This is a genomic window from Candidatus Bathyarchaeota archaeon, from assembly GCA_030739585.1.
Taxonomy (GTDB): Archaea; Thermoproteota; Bathyarchaeia; order TCS64; family TCS64.
This window is the reverse complement of record JASLYX010000005.1, coordinates 83879-109342: the sequence shown is the minus strand read 5'-3', so window position 1 is coordinate 109342 and position 25464 is coordinate 83879. Positions and strand designations below refer to the sequence as shown.

Annotated in this window: 20 protein-coding genes; 10 read left to right on the top strand and 10 right to left on the bottom strand. The window is 45.5% G+C overall.

All coding sequences use genetic code 11. The features are described 5' to 3' along the window. Positions 1 to 66 precede the first annotated feature (66 nt). From QGG23_05925 to QGG23_05915, 3 genes are read left to right on the top strand one after another with little or no spacing between them, the layout of a single operon-like run. Entirely contained in the window at positions 67 to 372 is a 306-nt protein-coding gene (locus tag QGG23_05925) for a ribonuclease P (protein MDP6048963.1), read from the top strand. After that, the gene (gene dph5, locus QGG23_05920; GenBank protein ID MDP6048962.1) at positions 333 to 1412 is read left to right on the top strand and encodes a diphthine synthase; all 1080 of its coding nucleotides are present in this window, start codon (positions 333 to 335) and stop codon (positions 1410 to 1412) included. Before QGG23_05925 ends, dph5 begins: the two co-directional genes overlap by 40 nt. Before the next feature lie 2 nt (positions 1413 to 1414). Beyond that, a complete protein-coding gene (locus tag QGG23_05915; protein MDP6048961.1) occupies positions 1415 to 1861 on the top strand; it encodes an FAD synthase in 447 nt (148 codons plus the stop codon). 139 nt (positions 1862 to 2000) lie between these two features. Here QGG23_05915 and mobB read toward each other — a convergent pair whose 3' ends face one another. The 5 genes from mobB to QGG23_05890 all read right to left on the bottom strand — a co-directional run bounded on the left by mobB (position 2001) and on the right by QGG23_05890 (position 5142). Then, complete coding sequence (mobB, locus tag QGG23_05910) at positions 2001 to 2582, bottom strand: molybdopterin-guanine dinucleotide biosynthesis protein B (protein MDP6048960.1); 582 nt, start codon at positions 2580 to 2582, stop codon at positions 2001 to 2003. A 17-nt stretch (positions 2583 to 2599) separates the two neighbouring features. Next, positions 2600 to 2815 carry a hypothetical protein gene (locus QGG23_05905; GenBank protein MDP6048959.1) on the bottom strand — a complete coding sequence of 72 codons (216 nt, stop codon included), beginning with the start codon at positions 2813 to 2815 and terminating at the stop codon, positions 2600 to 2602. Positions 2816 to 3129: 314 nt separating this feature from the next. Beyond that, positions 3130 to 3762, bottom strand: coding sequence for a molybdenum cofactor guanylyltransferase (locus QGG23_05900; GenBank protein ID MDP6048958.1), 633 nt, complete (start codon positions 3760 to 3762; stop codon positions 3130 to 3132). A gap of 45 nt (positions 3763 to 3807) precedes the next feature. Beyond that, a complete protein-coding gene (locus QGG23_05895; protein MDP6048957.1) occupies positions 3808 to 4101 on the bottom strand; it encodes a twin-arginine translocase TatA/TatE family subunit in 294 nt (97 codons plus the stop codon). Positions 4102 to 4509: 408 nt separating this feature from the next. Next, positions 4510 to 5142 (bottom strand): lactate utilization protein, encoded by a 633-nt coding sequence (locus QGG23_05890; GenBank protein ID MDP6048956.1) that lies wholly within the window; start codon positions 5140 to 5142, stop codon positions 4510 to 4512. 442 nt (positions 5143 to 5584) lie between these two features. Here QGG23_05890 and QGG23_05885 point away from each other — a divergent pair, with 442 nt between their 5' ends. Further along, on the top strand, positions 5585 to 7729 hold the full coding sequence (locus QGG23_05885) for a DPP IV N-terminal domain-containing protein (protein ID MDP6048955.1): 2145 nt from the start codon (positions 5585 to 5587) through the stop codon (positions 7727 to 7729). 928 nt (positions 7730 to 8657) lie between these two features. Next, positions 8658 to 9839 (top strand): DegT/DnrJ/EryC1/StrS family aminotransferase, encoded by a 1182-nt coding sequence (locus QGG23_05880; protein MDP6048954.1) that lies wholly within the window; start codon positions 8658 to 8660, stop codon positions 9837 to 9839. A gap of 1320 nt (positions 9840 to 11159) precedes the next feature. Here the strand turns inward: QGG23_05880 and QGG23_05875 are convergent. After that, a complete protein-coding gene (locus tag QGG23_05875) occupies positions 11160 to 12902 on the bottom strand; it encodes an alpha/beta hydrolase (GenBank protein ID MDP6048953.1) in 1743 nt (580 codons plus the stop codon). A 342-nt stretch (positions 12903 to 13244) separates the two neighbouring features. On the opposite strand from QGG23_05875, the gene QGG23_05870 reads away from it, so the two are divergent. The 3 genes from QGG23_05870 (at position 13245) to QGG23_05860 (ending at position 16639) form a co-directional block, all read left to right on the top strand. Further along, positions 13245 to 14075: a M55 family metallopeptidase gene (locus QGG23_05870; protein MDP6048952.1), complete on the top strand. Its 831-nt coding sequence runs from the start codon at positions 13245 to 13247 to the stop codon at positions 14073 to 14075. Positions 14076 to 14357: 282 nt separating this feature from the next. Then, entirely contained in the window at positions 14358 to 15623 is a 1266-nt protein-coding gene (locus tag QGG23_05865) for a pyridoxal phosphate-dependent aminotransferase (protein ID MDP6048951.1), read from the top strand. Between the two features lie 98 nt (positions 15624 to 15721). Beyond that, the gene (locus QGG23_05860) at positions 15722 to 16639 is read left to right on the top strand and encodes a nitrilase-related carbon-nitrogen hydrolase (GenBank protein MDP6048950.1); all 918 of its coding nucleotides are present in this window, start codon (positions 15722 to 15724) and stop codon (positions 16637 to 16639) included. Between the two features lie 248 nt (positions 16640 to 16887). Here QGG23_05860 and QGG23_05855 read toward each other — a convergent pair whose 3' ends face one another. Next, positions 16888 to 18654, bottom strand: a complete 1767-nt coding sequence (locus tag QGG23_05855; protein ID MDP6048949.1) for a M3 family oligoendopeptidase — start codon at positions 18652 to 18654, stop codon at positions 16888 to 16890. A gap of 72 nt (positions 18655 to 18726) precedes the next feature. Further along, entirely contained in the window at positions 18727 to 19428 is a 702-nt protein-coding gene (locus QGG23_05850) for a DNA alkylation repair protein (GenBank protein MDP6048948.1), read from the bottom strand. A gap of 525 nt (positions 19429 to 19953) precedes the next feature. Here QGG23_05850 and QGG23_05845 point away from each other — a divergent pair. Then, on the top strand, positions 19954 to 22212 hold the full coding sequence (locus tag QGG23_05845; GenBank protein MDP6048947.1) for a DEAD/DEAH box helicase: 2259 nt from the start codon (positions 19954 to 19956) through the stop codon (positions 22210 to 22212). A gap of 118 nt (positions 22213 to 22330) precedes the next feature. Here the strand turns inward: QGG23_05845 and QGG23_05840 are convergent, their stop codons facing one another. After that, positions 22331 to 22540, bottom strand: coding sequence for a hypothetical protein (locus QGG23_05840; GenBank protein ID MDP6048946.1), 210 nt, complete (start codon positions 22538 to 22540; stop codon positions 22331 to 22333). A gap of 110 nt (positions 22541 to 22650) precedes the next feature. After that, positions 22651 to 22860: a zinc-ribbon domain-containing protein gene (locus QGG23_05835; protein ID MDP6048945.1), complete on the bottom strand. Its 210-nt coding sequence runs from the start codon at positions 22858 to 22860 to the stop codon at positions 22651 to 22653. Between the two features lie 519 nt (positions 22861 to 23379). Here QGG23_05835 and QGG23_05830 point away from each other — a divergent pair. Continuing rightward, on the top strand, positions 23380 to 25464 hold the full coding sequence (locus tag QGG23_05830; protein MDP6048944.1) for a hydantoinase/oxoprolinase family protein: 2085 nt from the start codon (positions 23380 to 23382) through the stop codon (positions 25462 to 25464).

The window sequence follows — 25464 nt, the reverse complement described above, 5'->3', positions numbered from 1 at the left end:
TTCATTGAAGAATATGCTTATTAACTCCAGCACCAAACCCAAAACCCGAACAAAAGGCAACTCAAAATGGCCAAACAAAATGCCAAGATCGCTTTAGAAAGGATACACATTCTCTTCCAGCAAGCGGAATCCAAATTCTCCATCTATCCCCAGCAAGCCCAGCGTCACGTTGACCTCGCCCGCAAGATCGCCCAGAGAAGCCGAATACATCTTCCACCTTACCTCCGCCGCCAGGTCTGCCGGAAATGTGACACATATCTCGTCCCCGGTTCTACCTGCCGCACCAGGATACGCCAGCGTCGAGAGCCACATGTGGCCACCACCTGCCTTAAGTGTGGCAACATCTATCGCTTCCCCCTCAAGGAGAGATAGAATTAACCCTCACCCTTATCAGCATCGGTCTCACCGACCACACTGACCTGAGCCAGCGGGCCCTCCAGGCAGCACGGGGCTGTGATATACTCTACGCCGAATTATACACCATGATCCTAGACACTAACATAGATCTGCTCTCTGAGGCCATTGGTAAAAAGGTGATTGAGCTCCCCCGAGGCCGGATGGAGGATAGTTCTTATACTCTCATCGAGGAGGCTAGGCAAGGTGACATAGGAGTGTTAGTTGGGGGGGACGCCCTTACTGCCACTACCCATGTCAGCCTTATCCTCGAGGCTACCCATGAAGGTATCCCCACTAGGGTTGTTCACGGCTCATCTATTATCACTGCGGTAGCCGAGGCAGGGCTTAGCCCCTACAAGTTCGGGCGTACAGTTACCCTTCCACTCCCAAATAAGGCTCCCCCGGATACAGTCCTTACTACTCTTCGGGAAAACCGAGAGTACGGCCTCCACACTCTTATCCTCCTGGACCTGGACACGGTGAACAAAAAAGCCCACACCATCAAAGGGGCTATCAAGATCCTTCTGAACGCCGACCAGCCAGAGACCTACAGGGGTGAAACTCTTACCGTTGGCATTGCCCGCCTCGGGTGGACAGACCAGGAGATCAAGGCCGATTTCGCCAAGGCCTTCGCCGGGCACGACCTCAAGAAGCCCCCCCATGCGCTCATTATCCCGGGGAGGCTCCACTTCCACGAGATAGAAGCATTGAGGACCCTCGCGGCCTGCCCTGAAAAAGCCCTAGAACTGCACAACCCAGTCGGGGAGTTAGACCGGCTCATCAAAAAGTACTCGGAGAGCTGCAGGAGGGTCATCCAGGAGTTCAACACTGAAGATCTCCCTAGATCTGTTACCCTCGAAAGGGTAAAGGCTTTAACATTACACGCGGCCAACTACCTCGACGACGGGGAGTATTACCAAGCGGAGCGGAAGGCAACGGCCCTAGCCTCGGTAAGCTACGCAGAGGGAATACTAGACACCCTCAGACTCCTAGGTCTCGTTGAATTCAAGTGGTAAAAATGAAGACGGTCCTCACCTCTGGAGCCTTCGACCTTATACACTACGGCCATATCCGCCTCCTGGAGGAGGCGAAACGCCTCGGGGGTCCCGACGCCAAGCTTGTGGTCATTGTGGCCAGGGACGAGACCATCAGGAGGCTCAAAGGGCACCCCCCTGTAATCCCAGAGGACCAGAGAAGGGCGGTCGTGGAGGCTCTCAAAGTGGTAGACAAGGTTCTCTTGGGGTTCAGAGAGCTAGATATGGCCGCCGTCATCGATAGAGTCAAACCTGACGTCATCGCCGTTGGCTATGATCAGGATGGCATTGAAGCAATGGCAAGGGAGGCCATCGAGAAACGGGGGCTCAAGGTCGAGGTCAAACGCATAAGTAGGTTCGCGCGAGATGACCTGGACAGCAGCTCCAAGATCAAGAGGAAGGTCGTTCAGGACCGCTTTGCATCTTTCTGAGCCAACCTTGATAAGGGCGATCCTAATGGATTTTTGTTATTGTCAAAAGCGTCTTGTTCACCAATCAAGGGTACAATAGCATCACTTCGCTGGTTAATTGGCACATTTAATCTATTATTTCGGGCATTCGCGAAGCTCTTCACAACATGAAGGCGTTGAATATCCGCTGGATGAGTTGTTCTCTGTTTCGAGGTATATCAATGAGGGGGACCCCTTTATCCAATTTGAGATCAGTTCCATTTGCTACTGGCCCAGAAATAGCAAGTAAAGGGCTTTTGACGTTCTCCAAAACTTTTTGAAGAGACTTTTCATCTTTAGCGACAACGATTTTCTGAATCCTCTCATTGCCGGAGACCTCTGATCGGAAGCCCTCAAGAATCAGCAGGTCTAGGTTATCCTCCCTGACGGAGTTGAGGGCACTCCCTAGATCATTATCATGCGGAGAGAGCCGATGCCGGATCTTTACCATCTCATTGGGGGAAACGCATATGACCACCCTTGCCCCGGCTTTCGAATGCCTCCAGGTATCCTTTCCCTCCGTATCAATTGTGAATCCGTGGTGGTGTACATGTTTAACTGTGCCAACCCTAAGCCCCCTATCAGTCAAATTTTTTACGATGCACTCAATAAGCGTCGTCTTCCCAGAGCCACTAGTGCCGATTACAGCAAGAATTGGGACGATCTCCCTCTTAGCGGAATTACAATTCTTGGATAGATCCATGGGTATTGTCACCCCAATCATAGGAAACATCTAGTTAAGTCCTTGAGGTCCATAGCTTGCATGCTCTCAGAGACTATGCGGGGAAGGCCCCCCATCAGCATACCAATGTGGAGGCGGTAAATAATAGAAAAAGCTACGGTAAGAAATTGCAAACAGATATCCTTCCTCTCCGTTCTGACGATGGCTTTTCTTGCGAGATTAGTCGCAGCGTTGGTCAAGATGATGCGGTTCATGAACAGGGGGAATGATCTAAAGAGAACTACTAACCTATTTTTTAGGTCCAGAGTCCTACAAATACTTTCATGATCCCGAGAATAAAATAGCTGCCCCAGTTCTGGCTCTGAAAGGGTAATGGACATAGTTCTACATTAAATCCGGGTACATTGGGACTGCTAAAACAAACGCGGAGAAGAACTTTTCACACTCGCTCACACTCAGCTATAAATCCCCAATCACCATAGCGTAGATGAACCGACTTGAACCAACAAGATCTCGGAGGAGATAAGAAAATTCTTCAAAAGAGTTTAGGCAATAGACAGAAACAGGATTATTCGCTCACAGATTGAATTTCATAAGCGGTCTTTAGGTCCTCAGAGTAATTCACGTTGAAAAACGTGTGGAGTTCGCTGTCGAATTTCCTAAGGGAGTCAACTGGGACAAAGTTGATCTTTTCTAGACGCTTTATCATGTCCAAGACGCTCTTCTCTCCGCAGTTCAGAGCGGACTTGATTGCCTGGATCGAAGGTGAGACACGATAGACGCTGTGGAGGGGTTCCACGTTTTTGTTCGGCCATATTGGGATAGCTGCGTCTGAGCCTCTTGCGAGCCCAATTAACGCCCTCATCAGGGGAACACTGACGAAGGGGGCATCACATGGGAGGACAAGGGAGTATTCAGTGGTCAGCCTTTTCATCCCTGTATACATGCCCATCATAGGGCCTATACCCTCCTGGTCATCACTTATGATAGTAAGTAAAGGATGTTGTTTTTGGATGACAGAAAATAAATCAGCGTCTTTGCCAACAACGAGTAATACTTCATCAAAGAGAGTTAATGCGGCATCAATTACGTGCTCGATAAGGCTCATCGAGCCCAATCGCACATGGGGTTTGCTGTGTCCGAGCCGGGTTCCCTTGCCCCCCGCGAGGACGATGCCACTACAATTCTGGATACCCTTCAATTCACATAGGCACTCCAAGTCACTGAATGACAACAGAGAACGAGACTAATCCTCTTTCTGACCCGCAGTCCTCGGGATGTCCTGGGAGATTTCGAGGATGTCAGTTCCCGTTGTCTTTTTGTCTATCTTCCTAGCCGCTTTGAGGATCGCCCCTCTTTCCTCATCCTTCTCGTCCATGGTTTTTGATTCAATATATTTTACGGGACCCTTGGTTACCCTTGTGTACTCTTGGACCGCTAATCCCATAGAACGGGCAAGTTCAGGGAGTTTCTTCCCTCTAAATAACAGGAGAATCATGAAAATTATAATGATCAGTTCGGGGGTATGAAGTCCCATCATTATGGTTCGATAGGACTCCCTCAGGGTACATTAAAAATCTTTTTTTCGTCGAGCTCGTTAGAAACAGAAGAAAAATATTATAGGTCCTATAAAAAAAGGAGACATGACGTGAGAACTACCCCTTTTAATTTTGACGCAGAAATAAAAGTTGTCAATGATGTCGCATAGGCTTAAAAAGGAATTATTCCCAATTGCCGAACTTGTCCTTCAGAAAGAAAAAGAGAGGCTATTGATAAAATATTGAAATATTCCCCTTGATAGAATGAAACTCCCGTGGTACTGATAAGTGAGAAATGAGACTGCGCGCAAACTAATTATACCCGCACAACAATGCCAAACTCCTCGAGAACCTGAATATTCCTGATAAAAGGAAAACACGGATGGCGCGGATTACTCCAACGCTATTGGTCAGTATCCTAGGTCTTTATCCACAAGGACGATGTTGATCCGTTCCGGGTCCCGTGAGTTATGGGTGATCAGTGTCGAGTTGCACTGCCTATGAGTGGAAATGCATAGGTTACAGTCAGGGTCGTTCGTCGTAGCACAGGGAATATCATCCCAGCTATGGCGCTTTCCATTCAACGGAGCTGCTACTGTTCTTATCCGCTCAAGAGCCCCGTGGACATCCGGTACTAGCTTATTAACTCCAGCTACCAGAATCAGCTTCTTTGGCCCGAAGGAGATTGCACCTACCCGGTTACCCATTCCATCTGTGTTAACGATGTAACCGTCCTCTGTGATGGAGTTGGTTCCCGTGAGAAAATAGTCTGCTACCAAACCCATCCGCCTAATTGCAGTCTGGTTCTTGGATTTATCTACCTTCCCTTCCCGATCGTAAGGGTTGAACATTGTGTTCCTCTTCTCGAGCTCAGGTACCACGCTGATAGAGTGGACGCTCATTGAGCCACCCATGCCCACTGAAGCGCCTGGCTCCACCAGCTCTAAGACCTTCTCCCGAGCCTCCCTTTCGTCCTTCACGAAAAAGCAGTTAATATTATGCTTCTTTAGATTCTCCATCGTCCTGCTTATTCGGCCATCCATAGTGCCTCATTCGCTGGAAGAATTATTTTATCTTTTCGTGTACAGGTTTTCATTAAACGAAAAATGGGTGAGGATAGGGGAAAAAAACGGGGAAAATACCCCAAAACCCCTTCCTCAATGTACAATGGTGGGGGGTTAGTTATAGGGGTTATGAATAAAGTTGGGAATGATAAGAATCAGACATATCAATAAAATTATCACAAGATACACGATCATCCAATAAAATCTCTGACAATACAGGATTTCGTTGAGCCAGGGATTCTTCAGGTAGAGGACCTGGTAGAACCGAGAGGATCTTTCTGGTGTGTACGTCGTTATTTTAGGAACGTTCTTAGTGTTTGCTTTGAATCTGCCGAACACAGGGAGGTTGAAAGGAATTCATGCAAAAGAAAAATGGTTATGTATGTAAGCTAGAAATAAGGGTATTATGGGAGCAAAACGTTTGCTTACGCTCGATGACATATTCGGGCCTGACGTAGATTGGAACGGAGTGTCCATGCAGAATCTTCAATGGACTTCCGACAGTTCGGCGTTCTTGTATGTGGATGATGATCCTGACGGTGAAACCAAGAACATATATCAAGAACGGGTCGATGATGGTAAACGCGACGTCCTTATCGAAGGAAAATTTCTGGTGCTTAACCAGAGCAGCTCAAACATCCCAATCAATGGTTTTCAGGTGACTGACGACGGTCTATATTTCCTGATTGCCGGACCTTCTGAGCAACCAAGGTTCCTTTTCGGAACCCCACCCAGTGATATTCATTACTACGTCTATGATGCACAAACTTGCGCGCTAATGCCTTTATCCGATATCGCTGGCGGCCAAAAGCACGCTAAGATAGCGCCCGACGGCACCAAAATCGGGTTCGTCAGGGGCGGAAACCTGTTTATGTTTGATCGTTCATCCGGCATCGAAAGCCAGCTAACATTTGATGGGAACGAGGACATCTTGAACGGATTAAACAAGGGCTTTGGAGAGGACGGATGGTACTGGTCGCCAGATAGCAAGCGGATTGTTTTCGTGCACGTGGACCAGACTGCCGTACGCACGGTTCCTCTCATTGACTACATGACGACATATCCTAAGGTTCACCGAATTAAGTACCCAAAGTCGGGGGAGACGAACTGGAGGCTGAGTATCGGCGTCTTCCACCTTGAGACGGGTCAGACGACCTGGCTGAAACTCGGCCCCGAAACTGACGTCTATTTCCCTCGGCTTAAGTGGACACGAGACCCTTCGTTGGTGGCAATAGAGCGACTTAACCGGCAGCAAAATAAATTAGAACTGCTTTTTGCCAACATAGATACAGGCGAGTCTAAGGTAATTCTAACAGAGACTGATCCCTACTGGGTACGTATTGACGATGACCTGACTTTCCTAAAGGACTCTGACCGCTTCATTTGGACATCCGAACGCAGTGGGTATAAACACGCTTACCTGTACGACTACGATGGCCGTCAGGTAAACCAGATCACGAGGGGAGAATGGGAGATGAATGCCGGTAGATCGACCCGATCTGTGCTCTGTGTTGATGAGGCGGATGGCTGGATGTACTTCGATGGCAAAAGGGATGGGGTCACCGAACAGCATCTCTACCGCATTAGGCTCGACGGTCAGATGATGCAACGCCTCAGCAAAAAACCCGGATGGCACTCCGCGTCATTCTCACCGAATGCCAAGAGTTTTATGAAAACATTCTCCGACGTGAACACTCCGCCAAAGATAAGCATCCACCGATCTGAGGGGTCCCTCATCAGAGTAGTGAAAGGGGGTGAATTGTCAAGCTTGGCGGAATTCGATCTCGCGGAGCCTGAGTTCCTAACGGTTCGCACAGGTAACGGCATATCTCTAAATGCGGTCATGACACGGCCGGTTGACTTTAAACGGGAAAGAAAGTATCCGGTCATCTTCTACGCATATGGGGGAGTTAGCTCCCAGTCAGTCGTCAATCGGTGGGGCGGGGCACGGGGACTCTGGCATAAGCTAATGACCCAAAAGGGATACATTGTGTTTACTATTGATAACCGTGGTACCGGTGGTCGTGGAAAGGTATTTGAGAATTTTATGTACCAGAACCTAGGCACAGTGCCCCTGCAGGATCACATTGAAGGGGCAAAGTACCTTGCAGGTTTTTCCTATGTAGATCCGTTACGCTTTGGCATCTGGGGTCGGAGTGGAGGGGGATATCTCACATGTCTGGCTTTGACCGAGGGATCGGACTACTTTAAAGTTGGAATTGCCCAGGCGTCAGTCACGAACTATCTCCTCTATTCTAGCGTCTGGGCGGAGAGATATTTGGGGCTGCTCCCGGAGAATAAGAACGCCTACAATAAGGAGGCGGTGGTCACCTACGCGCATAAACTGAGGGGCCACCTTATGCTGGTGCATGGGATGGCGGATGACAATGTGCAACTGCAGAACACTCTAGAGGTGGCGGAGGCGTTCCAGAACTCTAACAAACAGTTTGACCTAATGTTATACCATGGGCGGGATCATCCGCTTCGAGGCGGGAACACCCAACTCCACCTGTTCACCCTGATGACCGAATACTTCCTGCGACATCTATCCATCGGGTCACAATAAATAGGAAAAACCACAAAACCTTTCAGGCTATTCGATAGTGTTCCTGTTTTTTCTATTTCGGGTGGCCTCTCGCGCAAAAAAGGTGGAGATGTGAGTCAGTTGCCTGTCCCGCAAGTTCTGTCCTTATCTGCTTCATAGGACCCCTATTCATAATGCTGTAGAAAGTGGGGATTGGGGCTAAGTCAGTGCTTAGTGATTCCCCCCATTATCCGTTTCAAGACCCGTTTAGAGCATAGCTGCTGTAGTGTAAGACTAAAGAGGACTTTCCAGATGTTCTTTTTCAGCTATCAGTCCATCTCCTCATCCCTCCTTTTTGCTATTAATTGGTTGTAGATGCTATTGTGTCTACACGCGCTTGCCTCGGCCTAATCAGGCTATTGGATCGCATTTACCGGTGAATTTGTTGGGGGATCATTAGCTGTGGGCATCTACGTGGTGCTGTTGACGGCTATGACGTTTCCCTTAACGGCCCTAGCTTAAAGTAACTTCCTGACTAGCTGGTTGAAAATTGTGGGGTAGGTCTCCTTTCCGAGTCTGTGTCTGAAGTGGGTGAAGAAGTTGTGGCGTAAAAAATTTTTAGAAAGTCGTAAGCATTAGCTGTTTGTCTACCGTGTTTGAGACATGGGCAAGTCTTCGGTCACAGGGTATTTAGAGTAGATACTTCAACAACTGAGCCTTGAGCGTCGCTAGGTAGTTGAGGGGTTTCTTACCGGTCCTTTTTTTGGGGTAGTGATTTCTGAGTTAGCATCTGAGGTGTTTGTTATTGGCGGAGTCTAGCACCTATTTTTATCTTCATTTTTTTATTGCACGTACATCAAAAATAATGGTAAATTAAAGTCCAAAGTAAAATTCTAAACAACAACAAATAATAGTAATATTGCACCAATATCGGAAAAGCTTAACAATATAATCGAAAATATTTTCTCAGATGAATATGGACAAAACAATTGCAAACCCGTACATAAACAAAATGTTTGCAATAACCCAAGAAGAAGTGGATGCAGTTCACAAAGTCCTTTCCACGCCGAGATATCCCATCTATGGGGAGCAAATTGAAAATTTTGAGAAGGAATTCGCGGAATATGTAGGGACTAAATATGCAGTCGCCGTCAGCTCAGGTACCGCAGGACTACATCTAGCCTATATTGCGTGTGACTTTAAACCCGGCGACGAGATAATCACTCAATCACACTCATTCTATTCAGTCACAGATATGATGATTTTTCAGGGAGTAAAACCTGTTTTCTGTGATATTGATGAAGAAAGTTTTACTATGGATCCTAATGATGCACAGCAAAAAGTGACATCTAAAACCAAAGCACTAGTACCGACTCATCTAAATGGGCATCCATCAGATATGGGTCCAATAATGGACTTAGCATCAGACAACAATCTCATAGTGATTGAAAACGCGGCTCATGCCTTAGGAGCCAGATATAAGAGCAAGAAAGTTGGTACTTTCGGCGATCTTAATATGTTCAGCTTTGCCCCGGGTAAACATGTCACAACCATGGGTGATGGCGGAATGGTGACTACCGACAATGAAGAACTAGCTCAAAAAGTGAAAATGCTCCATAATCACGGACGCGGTCAAGTTATGAAAAAAATAGATAAAAGGGGTTTTCCTTTGCATTTAGGAAATGACTTACTTGGATATAACTATAGGATGAGCGAGATCGACGCTGCAATTGGCAGAGTTCAATTAAAACGATTTATGAATGGAAAAGCTGGACCAGAAATCCGTAGAGATCATGTAAGAGAGTTTGAGAAACTTTTCGAAGGAACTCCAGTAACAATACCTGTTGAGAAAGATTGGGCTTATCATTCGTTCTGTCGTTTCGTAACCAAAGTTCCAAACCGAGATGAGCTGTGGTTATTCCTAAAAAAGAACGGGATACGCGGAGGAATGCCCTATTCCCCACCAATTCATCTTAATAGAACCTATAGGGATAGATTTGGATTTAAGAAGGGCATGCTGCCGGTTACAGAGAAAGTGACCAAAGAACTTTTGTCCTTCCCTTTGCGCCGCATTGTTGAATACTTACCTCCTGAAAACAGTGAAAAGATCTCTGATTCTATTCATAAATTCTATAATGAAAAGCAAAATTGAAGATAAAGTAAAAATTTTCTCGTTCGGAATGTTAAGAGAATATTAATAAATTTATATTTTCGGATGAGCAATATGCGGAATATCAATCTGAAGTGAACCTTAGCTCTCTGATTACTCCTGCAGCTACTCCAAATACCAGAAATGAAAGAAATCGTCCAATGCCTTAAACGCACCCCTATCCTCAAATATTCGCGCGCAGACACCAAGGCAAAAGTCCCCGTCTCAGTCAACTTTTCACGGATGAAAAAGAGAGGAGCAAATGGATTCAGGATCAAAACGGCATGATTCAGATGAGAATCCCTATAACAAAGTGATACCCGGCCACAATCTCCAACGGACTTGATAAAGGCCCCCTGAATAAACGGCACCGATCTTTAATCCTGGAGCAGTAAAAGCCTAGACACCGGAAAGCGAGGTCCCAGAGCGCGCATTATTGTTATCCAAACTTGAAGGATCATTTTCCAATAATATTAATTAAGTTTTAATTGTCGTGAATAATTATTACAATTGTAAATAGAATAAAGGAATACCATAAAATGAAAAGAGGTTAAAGAAAAGTGGAGCGGTAGGACCTCGGCGGTTTGCGTAAATTATATCTTTTTTGCGCGCTATATTTCAAAACTGTTTTTATGAGCAATTAAGACAATGTATTTTACCGTTGGAATATTCAACAAGCTGACCTTCTGTTTTACACTGGGGACAAAGTTCATCAGTTCGGAAGTCAACTATTGGTAACTCCATCCCCAAATTTTCCCTTATGATTTCCCGAATGAGAAACTGGATAGAGGATAAATTTCGCTTTTCAGTCTCAGTCTGTAACGCCACTAAGTTTTCTTCAGAAAAAGATACCATGACTCTGTGAACTCTTGACATATTGATCACATTTCCGTCATATTAATATAAGTTTATTTAAACAATAAATTCATGGAGATTTTGTCTTAAAAAAATTAAACTATAGAAAAGTGACAGCCCCATAAAAGAAAAAATTAAATGGAGATAAAGTCTAGTGTTATAAGATAACACTCAATATAAAAAAAAGTTTATTCTAAACTCATATATTAACTGAGTTCAACCACTAAAGTTAAGGCATGAGGTTAATACTAACGAAATTTCTATCTGGAGTATTTATCTAAAATACATGTATGAATTAAATAGATCTATTCGTTGTGTTGGAATATGGTCGGATTAATGAAGAGGACCACCATAACAATCACAGCGTATGTGGTGCCGTAGTTGAATATACATCCAGGTTAGGTAGTTTAATTAGATCCCATGCACAGTTGTTCGTTCATAGACGGAAGTAGATGTTATCACGGAACCCTAGTTTGGCGGTCTTGCTGTTTTATTGTTTAACCAGTCTGTAACTATCTGAACCCATCTCTCCACTTGATCCCGATGCAACCCGTGCCCAGACCAAGGAAACAAGTGCATCTCACAATTAGGTACCTTGAAAAAATGTCGCAGACCCCACTCAATCTTCGATCCAGGTTCACTCCACAAGAGCATTACAGGTATTTTCAACTCTGAACCCCACTCCGAGATATGCTTACCCTTGTAACTGAGGTTCACGTTGGCGGATTCTACCGAATAATTAACAGTTTTTCCTCTCATATCATTATAGCTTATGGTTTTTTTCAAATTCTCATAATAACGATTAATTACTTCTTCGGTGATTTCGCTAGGTTCAAAATGCGGGGATAGACGTTCTTTTATACTTTCTTTTGATGGGACACTCCACTGATGTCCACCAGGAGCATAGATGTATTTTTGTCCCTCAGGTAGCGGCGGAATTGGATGAGTTCCATTTAGGCTGTTTGATATAATCAATCTCCTTACAAGGTCCGGCCTTTTGTGGGCCACCCATTGCGATAAGAAACCTCCATGAGACTGCCCTGCCAGATAGACCGGCCCTACATCCAGAGCTACAATAAACTTGATAAGAAAGTCTCCCTGGGCGTGCCCCGGATAGTCCTCCGGTCCTCTTGGGGCTGTGAAACCCGCACCAACAATATCGGGAGCAACTACATGGAAATATTCACTCAAATGATTAACAGTGGCAGCCCAAGGAGTACCGAAACCAGGTCCACCTCCGTGAGCGAGTACAATCGTATCTCCCTGACCTGCTTCGATGTAATGTGCTTTGATATCTCCGACATCGAGCCAAGAATCTCTCCAACGTCTGTTCATAAGTTTGCGTGGTTCTTCGGGATGTCGTGCCGGTTCGTTCAGCAGCCAGTTAGTGACAACCTGGACCCAACGATCACTCTGATCAGTCTGAACATGATGGCCGGACCAGGGGAATAAGTGCATCTCGCAGCCGGGAACCTTGAAGAAATGTCTTAGGCCCCACTCTATCTTGGACCCTGGCTCGCTCCAAGTTAGCAACACAGGCATCTTCAACTCAGAACCCCACTCAGAAATGTGTCTTCCGTTGTAACTGAGGTTCCTGTTGGCATCCTCTATAGTGGAGCTGTTCACTCTTCCTCTTTTTTCGGCATACTCATAGTTTTGCAAAGTTATTTCATAACTTCTCTTTACTCTTTCATCGGTTACAAGGTCTTTATGAGAGTAGAAATTGATCAACTTTTGTCTGATGCTTTCCGGGTCAGGTTTTGTGGATTGGTGCCCCCCTGGGGCGTAGATATATCTCCTGCTTGGAAGCGGATGAGTCCCATTCAGGCTGTTGATAATTATAAGCCTGCTGACCAGGTCCGGCCTGTTATGTGCCACCCACTGGGACAGAAATCCCCCGTGGGAGTTGCCAGCTAAGTAAACAGGTCCCTCGTTTAGGACCTCAATGAACCTGATGAGAAAGTCTCCCTGGGCGTGCCCCGGATAATCTTGAGGCCCCCGAGGAACAGTATAGCCGAATCCTATCACATCAGGAGCTAAGGCATGAAAGTTCTCTCCTAGGAGGCCAATAATGTCTCCGTAGTTAGCCTCCCCAGAAGAACCGGCTCCACCACCGTGTATGAGAATGAAGGGGTCACCCTTGCCGGCCTCTATGTAATGGGTTTTAACCCCATCGATATTAAGCCAAGAATGTTTATAACCACTTGACATGTCAGACAGAAACGTTCTCTGACTCAATGTTTAAAACAGTTTTCTGAGATTATAAGATTAAAGAGATGGCATGTTAAGGACACATGCGCCAGCACAATTGCCGACTCTTTTGGGTCTCAATTGGATTCTGGATAAGGGCCTTAGGATCACGGAATGCTTGAACTTGCATCTTGTACCCATGCATCATCTTCATTGTTAAAAGGATAATAGGCTAAATTTAGGCGTTATACCTTTATTTTATAGGAAAGATCCGAAGGTTACGCGCGTCAAAACAAACGCATCCAAAGGTATTTGCACGAATGAATGTTATATATTCAATCTAGTTTAATAGTATTGGTAAAGATGAAAGTTTACATAGCTTTTGATATGGAAGGCTGTACGGGAACAGCAATAAAAGCACAGATGGGCCCTAATTCTTCGGTACCATCTGCTTATCCACGTGCCCAAAGAATGGGGACTGACGATGTAAAAGCAGCTATTGCGGGTGTTCTAGAAATGGATCCTGATGCAGAAATTCTGTTTAATGATGGACATGGAAAAAATATGAACGTATTCTACGAAGAATTTCCAGAAAATGTTTCAGCCGTAGTAAATTCAAGAGAAGTTTATGATGAAGTGTTTGGTATCGATGATACCTTTGATGCTCTTTTATGCATAGGCGCCCATGGTCCTCCTCTCTTAGCTGATGCGCTTATGTGTCATGTGTGGAATGCTAGAGAAGTAAAATTTAATGGTAAGTCTCTTACCGAGACAGGGCTTGACGCTAGCCTAGCTGGGTATTATGGTGTTCCACTTGTAGCAATTTCGGGGGATGAAGCGTCTGTAAACTACATTCAATCAAATATTGCTCCAAATATGGCGACTGCAATAGTTAAGAAGGGAGTTGGTATGTTTAGTGCCATTTGCATTAATCCAAAAAAGACACAAAAACTCATTAAGAAAGCAGTAATAGATGGACTGAAACGTCGTCACGAAATTCCCCCGCTTACCTTTAGTAATCCCATTACTGTTGAAATAAACTATCCGATTCAGTTTAATGCTTATGCTGCAAATCACTTTATGGGAGATGAGCGGGTCTCAGCTACTAAGATCAAATTTGTTGCTGAGAATGCCAAAGATGCCTATTTCGACTTTTTATCACGAAGAAAACTAAGTGCACCTAGAACATGGTAAAAAAATTGTTAAGAAGATCTCTTTTTCCGTTCTTTGCTAGTTATCTCCCTAGAGTGCTAAGGGTTTAATTTCGTGCGCCTTCTTTGACCCTATTGATCTCTTTCAGTTCCGTTCACAGCATAAAATGAGACCTAGAACACAAAGGACCTCGCAACGCATTATTAAGGACTCGTTGGGCCTCTGCAAGGTGTTCACCTAAGATATCACTGGTTATTACATATAAAAATAAAAAATCTGGATTTTAGGATAAAATCATGCAATACCGCAAATCTAAAAGCATATATGCTGAAAAAAAAAGTACAACACATAATGTCTGAATATCAAGAATGGTTTGAAAAGGAGATTCTTTCAAAAAAGTGGTGGAATGATGTAACAAAAAATCGAATGGGAACCGAACGTGCCTTTCTTAGGGACTTGTCTGCTGCTGATAGAGGGCTTAAAGATGTCATCGAAATCGCTCCTGGAACTTTTAGATATTCATGGCCCGCTCCACCGATGGTTATCGAAGCGGCAAAAAAGGCGTTGGACGAGGGTCACACAGATTACATACCCGGTGGAGGATTCCGAGATTTCAGAGAGGCTGTGGCCGAAAAAGCTCTGAGGGAAGATGGAATTGAAGCAGATATCGATAAAGAAATTCAACCTACACACGGTGTTTCATTCAGCTTCAACATAGCTGGACGTCACTTCCTTAATCCTGGTGATGATGTACTGCTGATCGACCCAGATTATTTTTTAGGAAGGGTGCCAAACTTCGGGGCAAATGTAATCCCTGTTCCTTTAACAGAACCAACAGACCCAAACAAGGAGTGGGTTCTTAATATCGAGGAGTTAGTAGATCGAATAACGCCTAATTCAAAAATGCTTGTTATGGCAAATGGCAATAATCCTACAGGACATTTATATACCAAAAAAGAACTGGAGCAGATATCTGAGGTAGTACAAGATGAGGACCTCCTCGTCTTCAGTGATGAACTCTATAGCAGGTGTGTATTTGACGGTAAAAAACATTATAGTATAGCTGCATTACCTGGGATGAAGGAACGAACAATTACATCAACAAGTTTCTCCAAGCTTGAGGCAATGAGTGGTTTGAGGATCGGTTACGTAATAGCCAACTCCGATCTAATAAAGGTCTACCGCTCAATATCTTCCTACGAAACTGAGTGCATTAATACTATTGGACAAAAAGCTGGTATTGCAGCTCTTTCCCAAGAGGCTCTGGAGTGGATGCAGAAAAATACTCTCCCTGAAGTTCAAAAGAGAAGAGATTATTCCTGGGAAAAACTCAATAAAATTGAAGATGTTACTTGTGCTAAGGCAACAGGAACATACTATCTCTATCCCAACATCTCCAAGTATAAGCTAGGGAATCCACGCGATATTATAGAATATTTCGTCAAGGAAGCAGGCGTTCTGGTAAGAGCAAATTATGGCCCTATCAATACTGAAGGACACTTTAGGATAAGCTGTTGTGCTCCATGGGAGCGACTAACCAATGGACTGGAACGGATAAAAGAGGCACTAGAAAAACTTACCAGAAAATGAGGAAAATATATCTTGAGTGGGTAAAAAGTGCTTTTTAAAAAAAATTTTAGGTACATAGTATATATTTTTAAATATTTAATGTAATAAAAATTCAGAAAATGTCACGAAAACTTGATGTTGGAGCAGCTCAAATTGGCGGAATTTTACGTGAAGAGTCTAGAAAAGGGATTGTCGAGCGTCACATTAGACTCCTTGAAGAGGCAGCACGTCGAAGTGTTGAGCTTTTAGTGTTCCCTGAATTTTCTTTAACAATTGGTATAGCGGGATTATCCTTAGATAATTCAGAATTAGAACAATTTTGTGAGGATTCAATGCCTAATCCATCAGTTTTACCAATATTTGAGAGAGCAAAAGAGTTGAACATCGGTTTTTATCTGGGATATATCGAAAAAGATGGAGATAGGATTTTTAATTCCTCAATATTAGTGGGAAAAAATGGAGAAATAATTGGGAAATATAGAAAGTCACATATTGGTGGTAGCATCGAACCTATACCGGGACGAAAATCCCAGTATATGGAGAGACGATACTTCATTCCGGGAGATACAGCTTTTCAAGTTTGGAATGCCTATAACGGCAAAATTGGTATGGGTATTTGTTATGACCGAAGGTTCCCCGAATTTTGGCGTGTTATGGGGATGAAGGGAGCTGAGTTAATACTCTTGGGCTTTTTTAGTGGAGGAAATAATCCATCTCATGGCTCTCACTTCGGTGTTTTTCACCACTTATTATCAGTCCAGGCTGGTGCTTATTGGAGTGGGTCATGGATAGTGGCTTCTGCTCATTGTGGTATGGGTAATAGTGTAATTATATCCCCTTCAGGTGAGATAATAGCTAGATCATATAGCCTCGAGGATGAAGTAATTAACGCCACAATTGATTTAGATTATTCTAGTAAAATACCACATTTCTCACCACGTGCAAATACATTAAATTGTCATTTTGTCCGTGACCGTCGACCGGATCTCTACAAAATAATATCTGACCCCAAGTGGAAAGGAGTAAAAGAGCAATAACCAAAAAGTTTCGTATATTATCTCTTCAAAGCACACTCTAATCTATTTAGACATAACTCTGCAAGCGCGAAACTGAAGAGGCCCTCTTTGGAAACAGAGATTTTTTTCAGTTAGCACTAAGTCTACGCACTTTATGGCGAATCTGGCCCAATTCGAACAGTCATTTTATTTAAGATAGTCTCAGAATATCCCTTTGGAACGTATTTATGATTTCGTGTACTGTTCGGCGTCTCTATAGCACACGGAGGTTAGACAGTTTCCTCTAGCATATTGATGAACTCCTCAACCTGCCTCATGCCTTTCATCCAGAATTCTCCTTTCCTGATGTTGAACCCCAACTCTTTTCCAAGCTGCCATGGCGACTTACTGGAGCCCGCCGCCAGCAGGCTCTTCAGCTTGGGGACAAACGCCTCACCCTGCTCCTTATAGAGGCGGTAGAGAGCAAAGACGAAGAGCTTGGCAAAGACATATGGATAGTTGTAGAAGCGGTAGTTGGGCATATAGTAATGCACCTTCATGGTCCACTCCCACTTCATCACCTCCAGCCAGTCCACGGAGTCCCCGTAGATCTTGTCCCGGGCGGTCGTCCAGAGGCTTGCCACCGTTTCCCCGTCAAGGAAACCGCCCTCCATTATAGCGTTGTACATGCTCTGCTCGAAGAATACCCTGGCGGAAACTTGGAAGACGCTCATACCAAAGCTGTCCAGCAGGGCTGCCAAGAAAGCTTGCTTTTCTTCCTTACTATCCGCTTTGGAAAGGAGTCTATCAAAGAGCAGGAGCTCGCCAAAGTTACTGCCGCACTCAGCTATACAGCTCCCAATGTTATAGTTACTAGGCTTTTGGGCCCTTGAGCCTAGGTAGGCGTGGATGGCATGGCCCAACTCATGGGCCAAGGTGCTGACGTTCATCATGGTGCCGTTGAAGCTTTGCAGCAGGTATGCTGACTTGCCGGCCAACCATGTTGCGCAAAAGGCCCCGGAACTCTTCCCTTTCCTTACCTCCCCGTCTATGTGATTTCGTTCAAACATCTCGTTAGCCCAGCCACCAAGTTGTTTATCGAAGTTGGAGTATGCGGAGACAACTTCCTCTCTGGATTCCTCCCAGGTATACACCATCTCTGGGATGTTAGGAAGGGGGGCCACGATGTCCCAGTTGGCCAACTTATCAAGGCCCATTAGCTTGGCCTTGAGCTTCAAGTATCGACGATAGAGTTCTGTATTCTTCACGATGGCGTCCATGAGACTATCAATAGTCTCCTTGTCGACGTCATTGGCAATGAGGCTCTGGGTCATAGCAGTTGGGTAACTCCTGAGATCGCTAATTTGCAGATGGTCGGTGCAGACGGACCGGATAGCGCTAGCCCAGATTATTTCGTCCCTGCCCAGCTCCTCGTAGACGATCTTGTTCGCCCGCATTCTGAGATCGCGATCGGGGTTCTGAAAGAGGCCAATGATCTCTCCGTAGGGCATTGTCTTTTTTTCGCCTTCCACTTCGATCTTGTATGTCCGGGTTGAGAGCCAGTCGTTCTGAAGCTGCTGCCAAGCGTCGACGCCGTTCTTGTCCTTGGCGAGGATCAGCTGTTCCTCTTTATCTGAGAGCATGTGGGGCACGGTCCTCAGGGTCCTCTTCAGGTAATGCTTGTACTCCGCGAGGGAGGGGTCCTCGATGAGGGCAGGATTACTGGCGATGAGATTTCCCATCTCGATGTCGATAAAGGCTAGGGTCTGGCTCATCTTTGTAATGGAGGTTTTGGAGGCGTCGTTGAGTTGCTTGGCGGTGTCATCGAGGGCGTTAGCTGAGTAGAGCAGGCTGCAGTAGAGTGCAATGGCTCTATACTTGAGGGTCATGGAGTCGCTCAGCTCCAGGAGCTCCAAGAGACCAGCAGCATCCAAATCGCTGATAATACCGTAGTACTTATCTCGGAACTTCGCGGATTCAGCCACCATGACCTCTAGCGTGCTCCTGACGGAAACTGGGTCTGTGCTCACAACGAGCTGCGATAGGTCCCATCTCATCTGTTCTTTTCTCAAGGTGATCAGTCAAACTGCTGTTTAGTAATTAGAACTTATGAATTTCTCGGCCGCGCACTACCTTCCCATATAGAACCTTCTCCGCTCCTCTGGTAACCGTTCTATTGCATATCGCAACATCGTTCTTGGCATCGTCTCGAAATGTTCTGTAAGAAACTCTTCCAAGACTGATGGGTCTTTTTTCCCTATCTCCCGCAATACCCAACCCGATGCCTTATGGATCAAGTCATGCGCATCACAAACCAAAGCCCCAGCCAAAGCAAGTGAGTCCACCAGATCTCCACGACGAATGAATGCAAAAGTCGATATAATCGAAATTCGCCTCTCCCAGACACTCTCGGATCTAGCCAGGTCATAGAGCACGCCCCTCGACTTGTCAACCAACCAGGCACCCAGAATCTTATGCGCACTACTATCTACAAGATCCCAGTTATTCACATAAGCCGTATTACATAGATACAGATCAACAATCCGACGTCTTGCTTCCTCGTCTCCATTGCTGAATTGCTCAATTATAATGAACAACGAGGTTAACCTGTGTTCATGTATCTCGCTCCGAAAAAGCTCTAAAACATCAGATAACGAAGCATCCCTGTACTTTTTCGCAATTCGCCGTTGATCTGGAACACGTACACCGATGAAAACATCCCCTTCTCCATACTCGCCCTTACCAGTCTTAAAGAATCCTTGAAGCTTCATCGCATGCTTCGGATCAGAAAGTTTCTCTAACTCAGCCTTTACCTCCTCATGAATTGACATAGGCTATAATTAATAGTCCAAAATAAATCGTGCGCGCAAAAAAGGTTGTATGTGAGGTTTGGTTGACCCGGGAGAATCTAATGGCAGCCCGGGAGAGATTCTAACTCTGCTCCTGGTGGCGATATATCCCCCGCCTCCTTCCCCTTTTTTTACAAGTTCAAATGCACGCGAGAAAGACCTTAATTTCTGCAGCTTCTGAGTTCTCTGTTGCAGTCTGGACACCCAGTTCCACCTATCCTGCTTCTTACAAATGCTTCCCATTCATGACCTCTGCTGTACCTTCACTAGATCTTCATATTGCTCCTGAACCTCTTCAACTTCAGAGGGAAATGGCTTGGTTCCATCAAATAGTGATAGGTCTGATAGTTTGTGCTCAGCTCCGCAAGGGTATTCCATATAGAGATTAGATTTCTTGAGGCGATCAATTAGCTTCTGGGTGCTAAAACAGACTCACGTTAATGCTTCTAACATTATTCTATAAAAGCTTCCTTGGCTATTACACAATGATGGGGTGAGAGTTGAAGAATGGAATCTTTCATTAAAGGATTAAAAAAACTTGAGGGCTATAAAGGCCAAATTGAGCATATCGAATTCTTACCTCGAAAAAAAGAGGTACAAGGAACACTTGAGACCCCTCTATCACCCTCGCTACAACAATATCTTGACAATCGTGATATCACTCTCTATAAACATCAAGCAGATGCAATTAACCTAGCACGAAAAGGTGAAAACATTGTCATTACAACCCCCACAGCCTCAGGAAAAACACTTGCATTCAACATACCTGTCTTTGAGGCGTTATCAATGGATCCACAAGCTCGTGCTCTATACATATACCCAATGAAAGCCCTGACAAACGATCAACAAAATGTTCTTTTAATCATGGAAAAGGAAACAGGCATCTCAGTTCATCCAAAAATATATGATGGTGATACATCACGAGACGACAAACGACGCATCAGAGACAAGGCACGCATAGTACTAACTAATCCATACGGACTCCATCATTATCTCCACTGGCACCATTTATGGAAAAATTTCTATGAGAATTTACAATTCATAATAATAGATGAGTCACACACATATCGAGGAGTATTTGGATCTCATATTGCACTCCTCATAAGACGGATTCAAAGAATCTGTCGTTTTTATGGCTCGAATCCGCAGTATATCCTATCTTCGGCTACTATCGCCAATCCAAAAGAGCATTCAAAGAAACTCACAGGAAAGGATTTCCATGTTATCTCAAGTGATAGCTCTGAATCAGGGAAAAAGAGTTTCATCTTCTGGAATCCTCCATTCATTGATGATGATTTAACTCGAAGATCAACCCATCAAGAAACCAGGACATTATTATCCTATTGTATCCGGGAAGAACTCCAGACACTATGTTTTACTAAATCCCGTAAAATGGCTGAGTTAATTGGGATATGGGTTAAACAAGACCTCGACCGTACCCACCCAGAACTCGCTGATGCCGTATACTCTTACCGCGCAGGATATCACCCTGAAGAGCGGAGAAAAATAGAAAGAGGCTTAAAACAGAGAGAGATATCAGGCGTCGTTACAACCAACGCATTAGAGCTTGGCATCGACATTGGTTCACTTGACTGTGTTATAATGTCAGGATATCCAGGAACTGTGATATCCACTTGGCAACAGGCAGGGAGAGCGGGACGATTGATAGATGACTCTGTTGTTTTCCTCGTTGCTTTTCAGGACCCCTTAGATCAATATTTTATGAACCATCCTCAGGACTTTTTCAGTAGGAACCCTGAGAATGCGGTAATTAACCTTGATAATCCTTACATAACTATTGGGCATGTTATGTGTGCATCCAATGAGCTGCCCCTATCAGACAGAGACATAGATTACTTCTCCGAAGGCTATCTTCAATCAATCGATGAATTGTCCGAAAAACGATTAATTAAGAAAAGGCAAGAAGGGTGGATGTATTCAGGTACTTTTAGACCCGAAACTAGAGTTAAGTTAAACAACATTTTAGATCAAACGGTTACAGTTTTCCATTATTCTAGGGCACTTGAGACAATGGACATCACTCAGGCATATAGAGAGGTGCATGAAGGAGCAATTTTTCTTCATCAAGGTGAACCATATCAGGTAAATTCATTAGACCTCAATAGTTTAGTGGCTCGTGTTGAAGAAGCTGACCCAGGGTATTACACTGAGGCTCTGAAAACAATCGACATCTCCATCAAGAGTAGAATAAATGAACTAAACCGTGGGATCAAATCGGGATTAGGAAAAGTAGATGTTACTGAGTATTACATTGAATATCGAAGAATGCGTAATGAGAAAGTAATTTCCAAGCACCCACTCAATCTTCCTCCACTAAATTTCCCTTCAATCGGATTCTGGTTTACCATTCCTTCGTCTATTGTATCTCGTATTCGTAGTTCAGGCTTGGACTTGGCTGGAGGATTGCATGCGATAGAGCATGCCATGATAGCAATTTCTCCATTACATGCAATGTGTGACCCAAGAGATCTCGGGGGGGTTTCCACTGAACTTCATCGAGATACTATGGAACCAACGATTTTCGTATATGATGGATACAAGGGTGGAATTGGGTTATCAGAAAAACTCCATGAGTTGTTACCTGAGCTCTTGGGGACTATATTAAATCTCGTTAAAGATTGTAAATGCGAGGAGGGGTGCCCCTCATGTATCTACTCATCAAAATGTGGAACTAACAATGAACCATTAGACAAGAAGACTGCTATTGTTTTGTTGAATTACTTAGTAGAAGAGCTTCACGGATAGCATAGTAGGATGAGCAGGATCTTCTTTGATATGGAGACGTACAGTCCTGATGATTCATGCCCTCGACCGCACCGCCACCAGACCTTCCTGCGGCTTCCTAGAGTGATCTGATCTGGAGTCAAGTCCCCGTTCCTGTCTCCGGCTTCTTTTTCTTGGATGTCATCCGACAGACTTCGAAGTCTGTTGTTGGGAGTGTGAATCGTTTTCCCTGGTGTGTAGGCTCCTTAGCCTTTTTTTCTGGATCATTTGTTTTCCTTTTGTAAACTACCTTACCGTCGCGACGTTTATCGTAGTTGACCGTACTTTTCCTTGCGTCTCCTCTTCCCATGGTTAAAATCTCCTTTTCCCTGCATCTGACCGTTTATTCTTAGTTTACCCGGCTGTATGTATGCCTTTTCTCTCTTTTGGTTGAGTGCCACCCTTTGGCTAGTTCAGGATTCAGATAAGCAAAATTATAGCGAATATTTTGAGAAAAACAAAGGAGTAAAGTATGGGATGATCATGCATTAAATCCCTGTTCCAAAGAGAATCAAGGCAAAAGAAGCAGTCCGGACAACCAGTCCCCCGGATCCTACTGGCTACCGCTGCTTCCCATTCATGTCCTCGACTGCATCTCCACCAGATCTTCCTACCATTTCCTAGAGTTATATCTGATGCTTTTCGTAGTCAATACCTATTTGGAAGGGTCTTTCCAAGTTATTTTTTTTCGAGAAACTTTACAGTTGGAGATTCAGGGAGCTGGTTTAGCTCTTTCCAGAGGGTTTGGCAATGTACAGGGGAGCGAACCCCATTATCATGGAGATATCTCCGGTCTCTTTCCCATTTTTTTTATGTATACACCATAACGGCGACCGTCGGAGACAACAAGGCGGTTGCAGTTTGGCTTGCCCTTAGAATACGTTTCTGCCTGAGACTTTGCAGTTAGAACCTGATCCAATTTCACTATCTTTTGTTGGAGTTTCTCTGGAAGCCCACAGGAGGAGAGCTCAAGCCCTCACCCAACGCGAGTGAGGCTCTGGGGGAACCAATTGAAAGCCAAAGGGGAGCTGGATGTGATGCTCAAAACTAGAACATTCATCAAGCGAGTGGCTTTTGAGGAGAACCCATAGCCACCTAGTGATGGCTTAATATTCATAATGTCGATGTATGGGTGTTGGAGGATGTTCATTGTATCGGGTAAGCGTTGATGTTGGAGGCACATTCACTGACCTCGTTGCGATGGGCGGAGAGAATGGGCGAGTCATCAATATCAAGGTCCCCACGGAGCCCAAAAGCCCCGAATTGGGAGTTCTCCTAGCCCTTCGTAGGTTCCTTGAGGGGAGGGACCCCCTCAACGTGGGAATGGTGGGCCACGCCACAACAATCGCCACCAACGCGCTATTTGGCCAGGTTGACCTAGACCTACCCAGAACCGCATTCGTTACCACTGAGGGGTTCAGGGACGTTTTGGAGATCGGTCGCCAGAGGAGGGCGGAGGTATACAACTTGTTCTTCCAGCGGCCACAGATGCTAGTGGCGAGGAGGGACAGGAACGTGGTTCGGGAGCGGATGGACCATAAGGGGAACGTGGTGAGGCCTCTAAATAAGGAGGACCTTGAGGGGGCCGTCAAGAGGATACAGAGAAATGGCGTCGAATCAGTGGCAATAGGGTTCCTTAACTCCTACGCAAATCCAATGCATGAAGAACAGGCATATGTTATCCTCAAGGAAGCATTGCCTGATATTCCCATTACCGTCTCGAGCCGGATCTCTAGTGGATACCGGGAATACGAGCGGTTCAGCACGGCAGTTGTTAATGCAACACTTATTCCCATCATCAAAACATACGTCTCCCGTCTCGCCGACGGTCTGAAGGGGCTCGGGGTAGTCGCGTCCTTTTACGTGATGCAGTCCAATGGGGGGATGGCTGCTTCCGAGGTTGTCTCAGAAAAACCAGCATCCATAGTGGAGTCTGGCCCAGCCTCAGGAGTCATCGCCTCTGCCTGGATGGGGGGTCTCATTGGTCGAGATGAAGTGATGAGCTTTGATATGGGGGGGACAACGGCTAAGGCTGGAACTGTAAGGGGGAGGATCCCAGAGGTAGTTCATGAATATGAGGTTGCGGGAAAGGTCCATATGGGACGTATCCTCAAGGGGAGCGGGTATCCCGTAAGTTTCCCATTCATTGATCTCGCAGAATGTAGCACGGGTGGGGGGACAATTGCTTGGGCGGACGAGTCCGGAGGGCTCCATCTTGGACCTATGAGCGCTGGGGCTAAGCCTGGGCCAGCCTGCTACGGGAAGGGCGGAGGCGAGCTGACTATCACAGACGCCAACCTTGTCTTGGGACGGCTAAATCCAAATAGCTTATTGGGGGGGCAGATGGAGATCAAACCCAAGCTCGCAGAGAAAGCAGCTGAGCGACTCGGGGGTAAGCTGGGGATGGATCCTGAGAGTACCGCTATGAGTGTTATCAAGGTCGCCGACTCCCTAATGTCCCAGATACTCAGGATAGTCTCTATTGAGCGGGGCTACGATCCCCGACGATTCACCTTAGTATCCTTCGGCGGGGCGGGCCCTATGCACGCATGCTCTCTTGCAGAGGGGCTGGAGATCGACGAAATTATAGTGCCCCCAAATCCTGGAATGTTCTCCGCGTTGGGTCTCCTTACAGCCGATCTATTTCACGATCTTTCTAAGGCCATTATCACCCGGGTAGAGCGAGCTGATGTGGGACAACTTGAGGTCCTGTTTGGGGAGATGGAGGAGGAGGGGCGAGAGATACTTTCCTCTGAGGATGTTTCTCCTGGGGATATGAGGCTTAGGAGATACATGGATCTCAGGTACTATGGTCAATCCTATGAGATCTCCGTCGACTATCCAGAGGGACCTTTGGAGGATCGGATGCACCAAGCAGTTAAGAACTTCCACAAAAGGCACGGAAAAATCTACGGCTACTATGATAAAGATGAGCCTGTGGAACTCGTGACCCTTAGGCTTAGAGCGGTGGGGTTTATTAAAAAACCGGCGCTCTTACGGATTCCGAAAGGCTCAAAACGGCCAATCCCCACCAGCGTTAGGTCTGTCTATTTCGATGGACCTGACACGTGGTTTGAAACCCCGATATACAAACGGAAAGATCTTGGATCTGGGAGCGTCCTTCATGGGCCTGCCATCATTGAGCAGTACGACTCCACGACGGTAGTCTACCCCGAGTGGAAGGGAGAAACAGACTGGTTCGGCGTCCTTAATCTCAGGAGGGAAGCCCAATAG

Coding starts and splice junctions, on each gene's coding strand:
- QGG23_05895 (MDP6048957.1), bottom strand. CDS start 4,101: ATGATGGGACTTCATACCCCCGAACTGATCATTATAATTTTCATGATT.
- QGG23_05880 (MDP6048954.1), top strand. CDS start 8,658: ATGAATATGGACAAAACAATTGCAAACCCGTACATAAACAAAATGTTT.
- QGG23_05845 (MDP6048947.1), top strand. CDS start 19,954: ATGGAATCTTTCATTAAAGGATTAAAAAAACTTGAGGGCTATAAAGGC.
- QGG23_05925 (MDP6048963.1), top strand. CDS start 67: ATGGCCAAACAAAATGCCAAGATCGCTTTAGAAAGGATACACATTCTC.
- QGG23_05890 (MDP6048956.1), bottom strand. CDS start 5,142: ATGGATGGCCGAATAAGCAGGACGATGGAGAATCTAAAGAAGCATAAT.
- QGG23_05850 (MDP6048948.1), bottom strand. CDS start 19,428: ATGTCAATTCATGAGGAGGTAAAGGCTGAGTTAGAGAAACTTTCTGAT.
- mobB (MDP6048960.1), bottom strand. CDS start 2,582: ATGGATCTATCCAAGAATTGTAATTCCGCTAAGAGGGAGATCGTCCCA.
- QGG23_05855 (MDP6048949.1), bottom strand. CDS start 18,654: ATGAGATGGGACCTATCGCAGCTCGTTGTGAGCACAGACCCAGTTTCC.
- QGG23_05870 (MDP6048952.1), top strand. CDS start 13,245: ATGAAAGTTTACATAGCTTTTGATATGGAAGGCTGTACGGGAACAGCA.
- QGG23_05905 (MDP6048959.1), bottom strand. CDS start 2,815: ATGAACCGCATCATCTTGACCAACGCTGCGACTAATCTCGCAAGAAAA.
- QGG23_05915 (MDP6048961.1), top strand. CDS start 1,415: ATGAAGACGGTCCTCACCTCTGGAGCCTTCGACCTTATACACTACGGC.
- QGG23_05865 (MDP6048951.1), top strand. CDS start 14,358: ATGCTGAAAAAAAAAGTACAACACATAATGTCTGAATATCAAGAATGG.
- QGG23_05840 (MDP6048946.1), bottom strand. CDS start 22,540: ATGGGAAGAGGAGACGCAAGGAAAAGTACGGTCAACTACGATAAACGT.
- QGG23_05875 (MDP6048953.1), bottom strand. CDS start 12,902: ATGTCAAGTGGTTATAAACATTCTTGGCTTAATATCGATGGGGTTAAA.
- QGG23_05860 (MDP6048950.1), top strand. CDS start 15,722: ATGTCACGAAAACTTGATGTTGGAGCAGCTCAAATTGGCGGAATTTTA.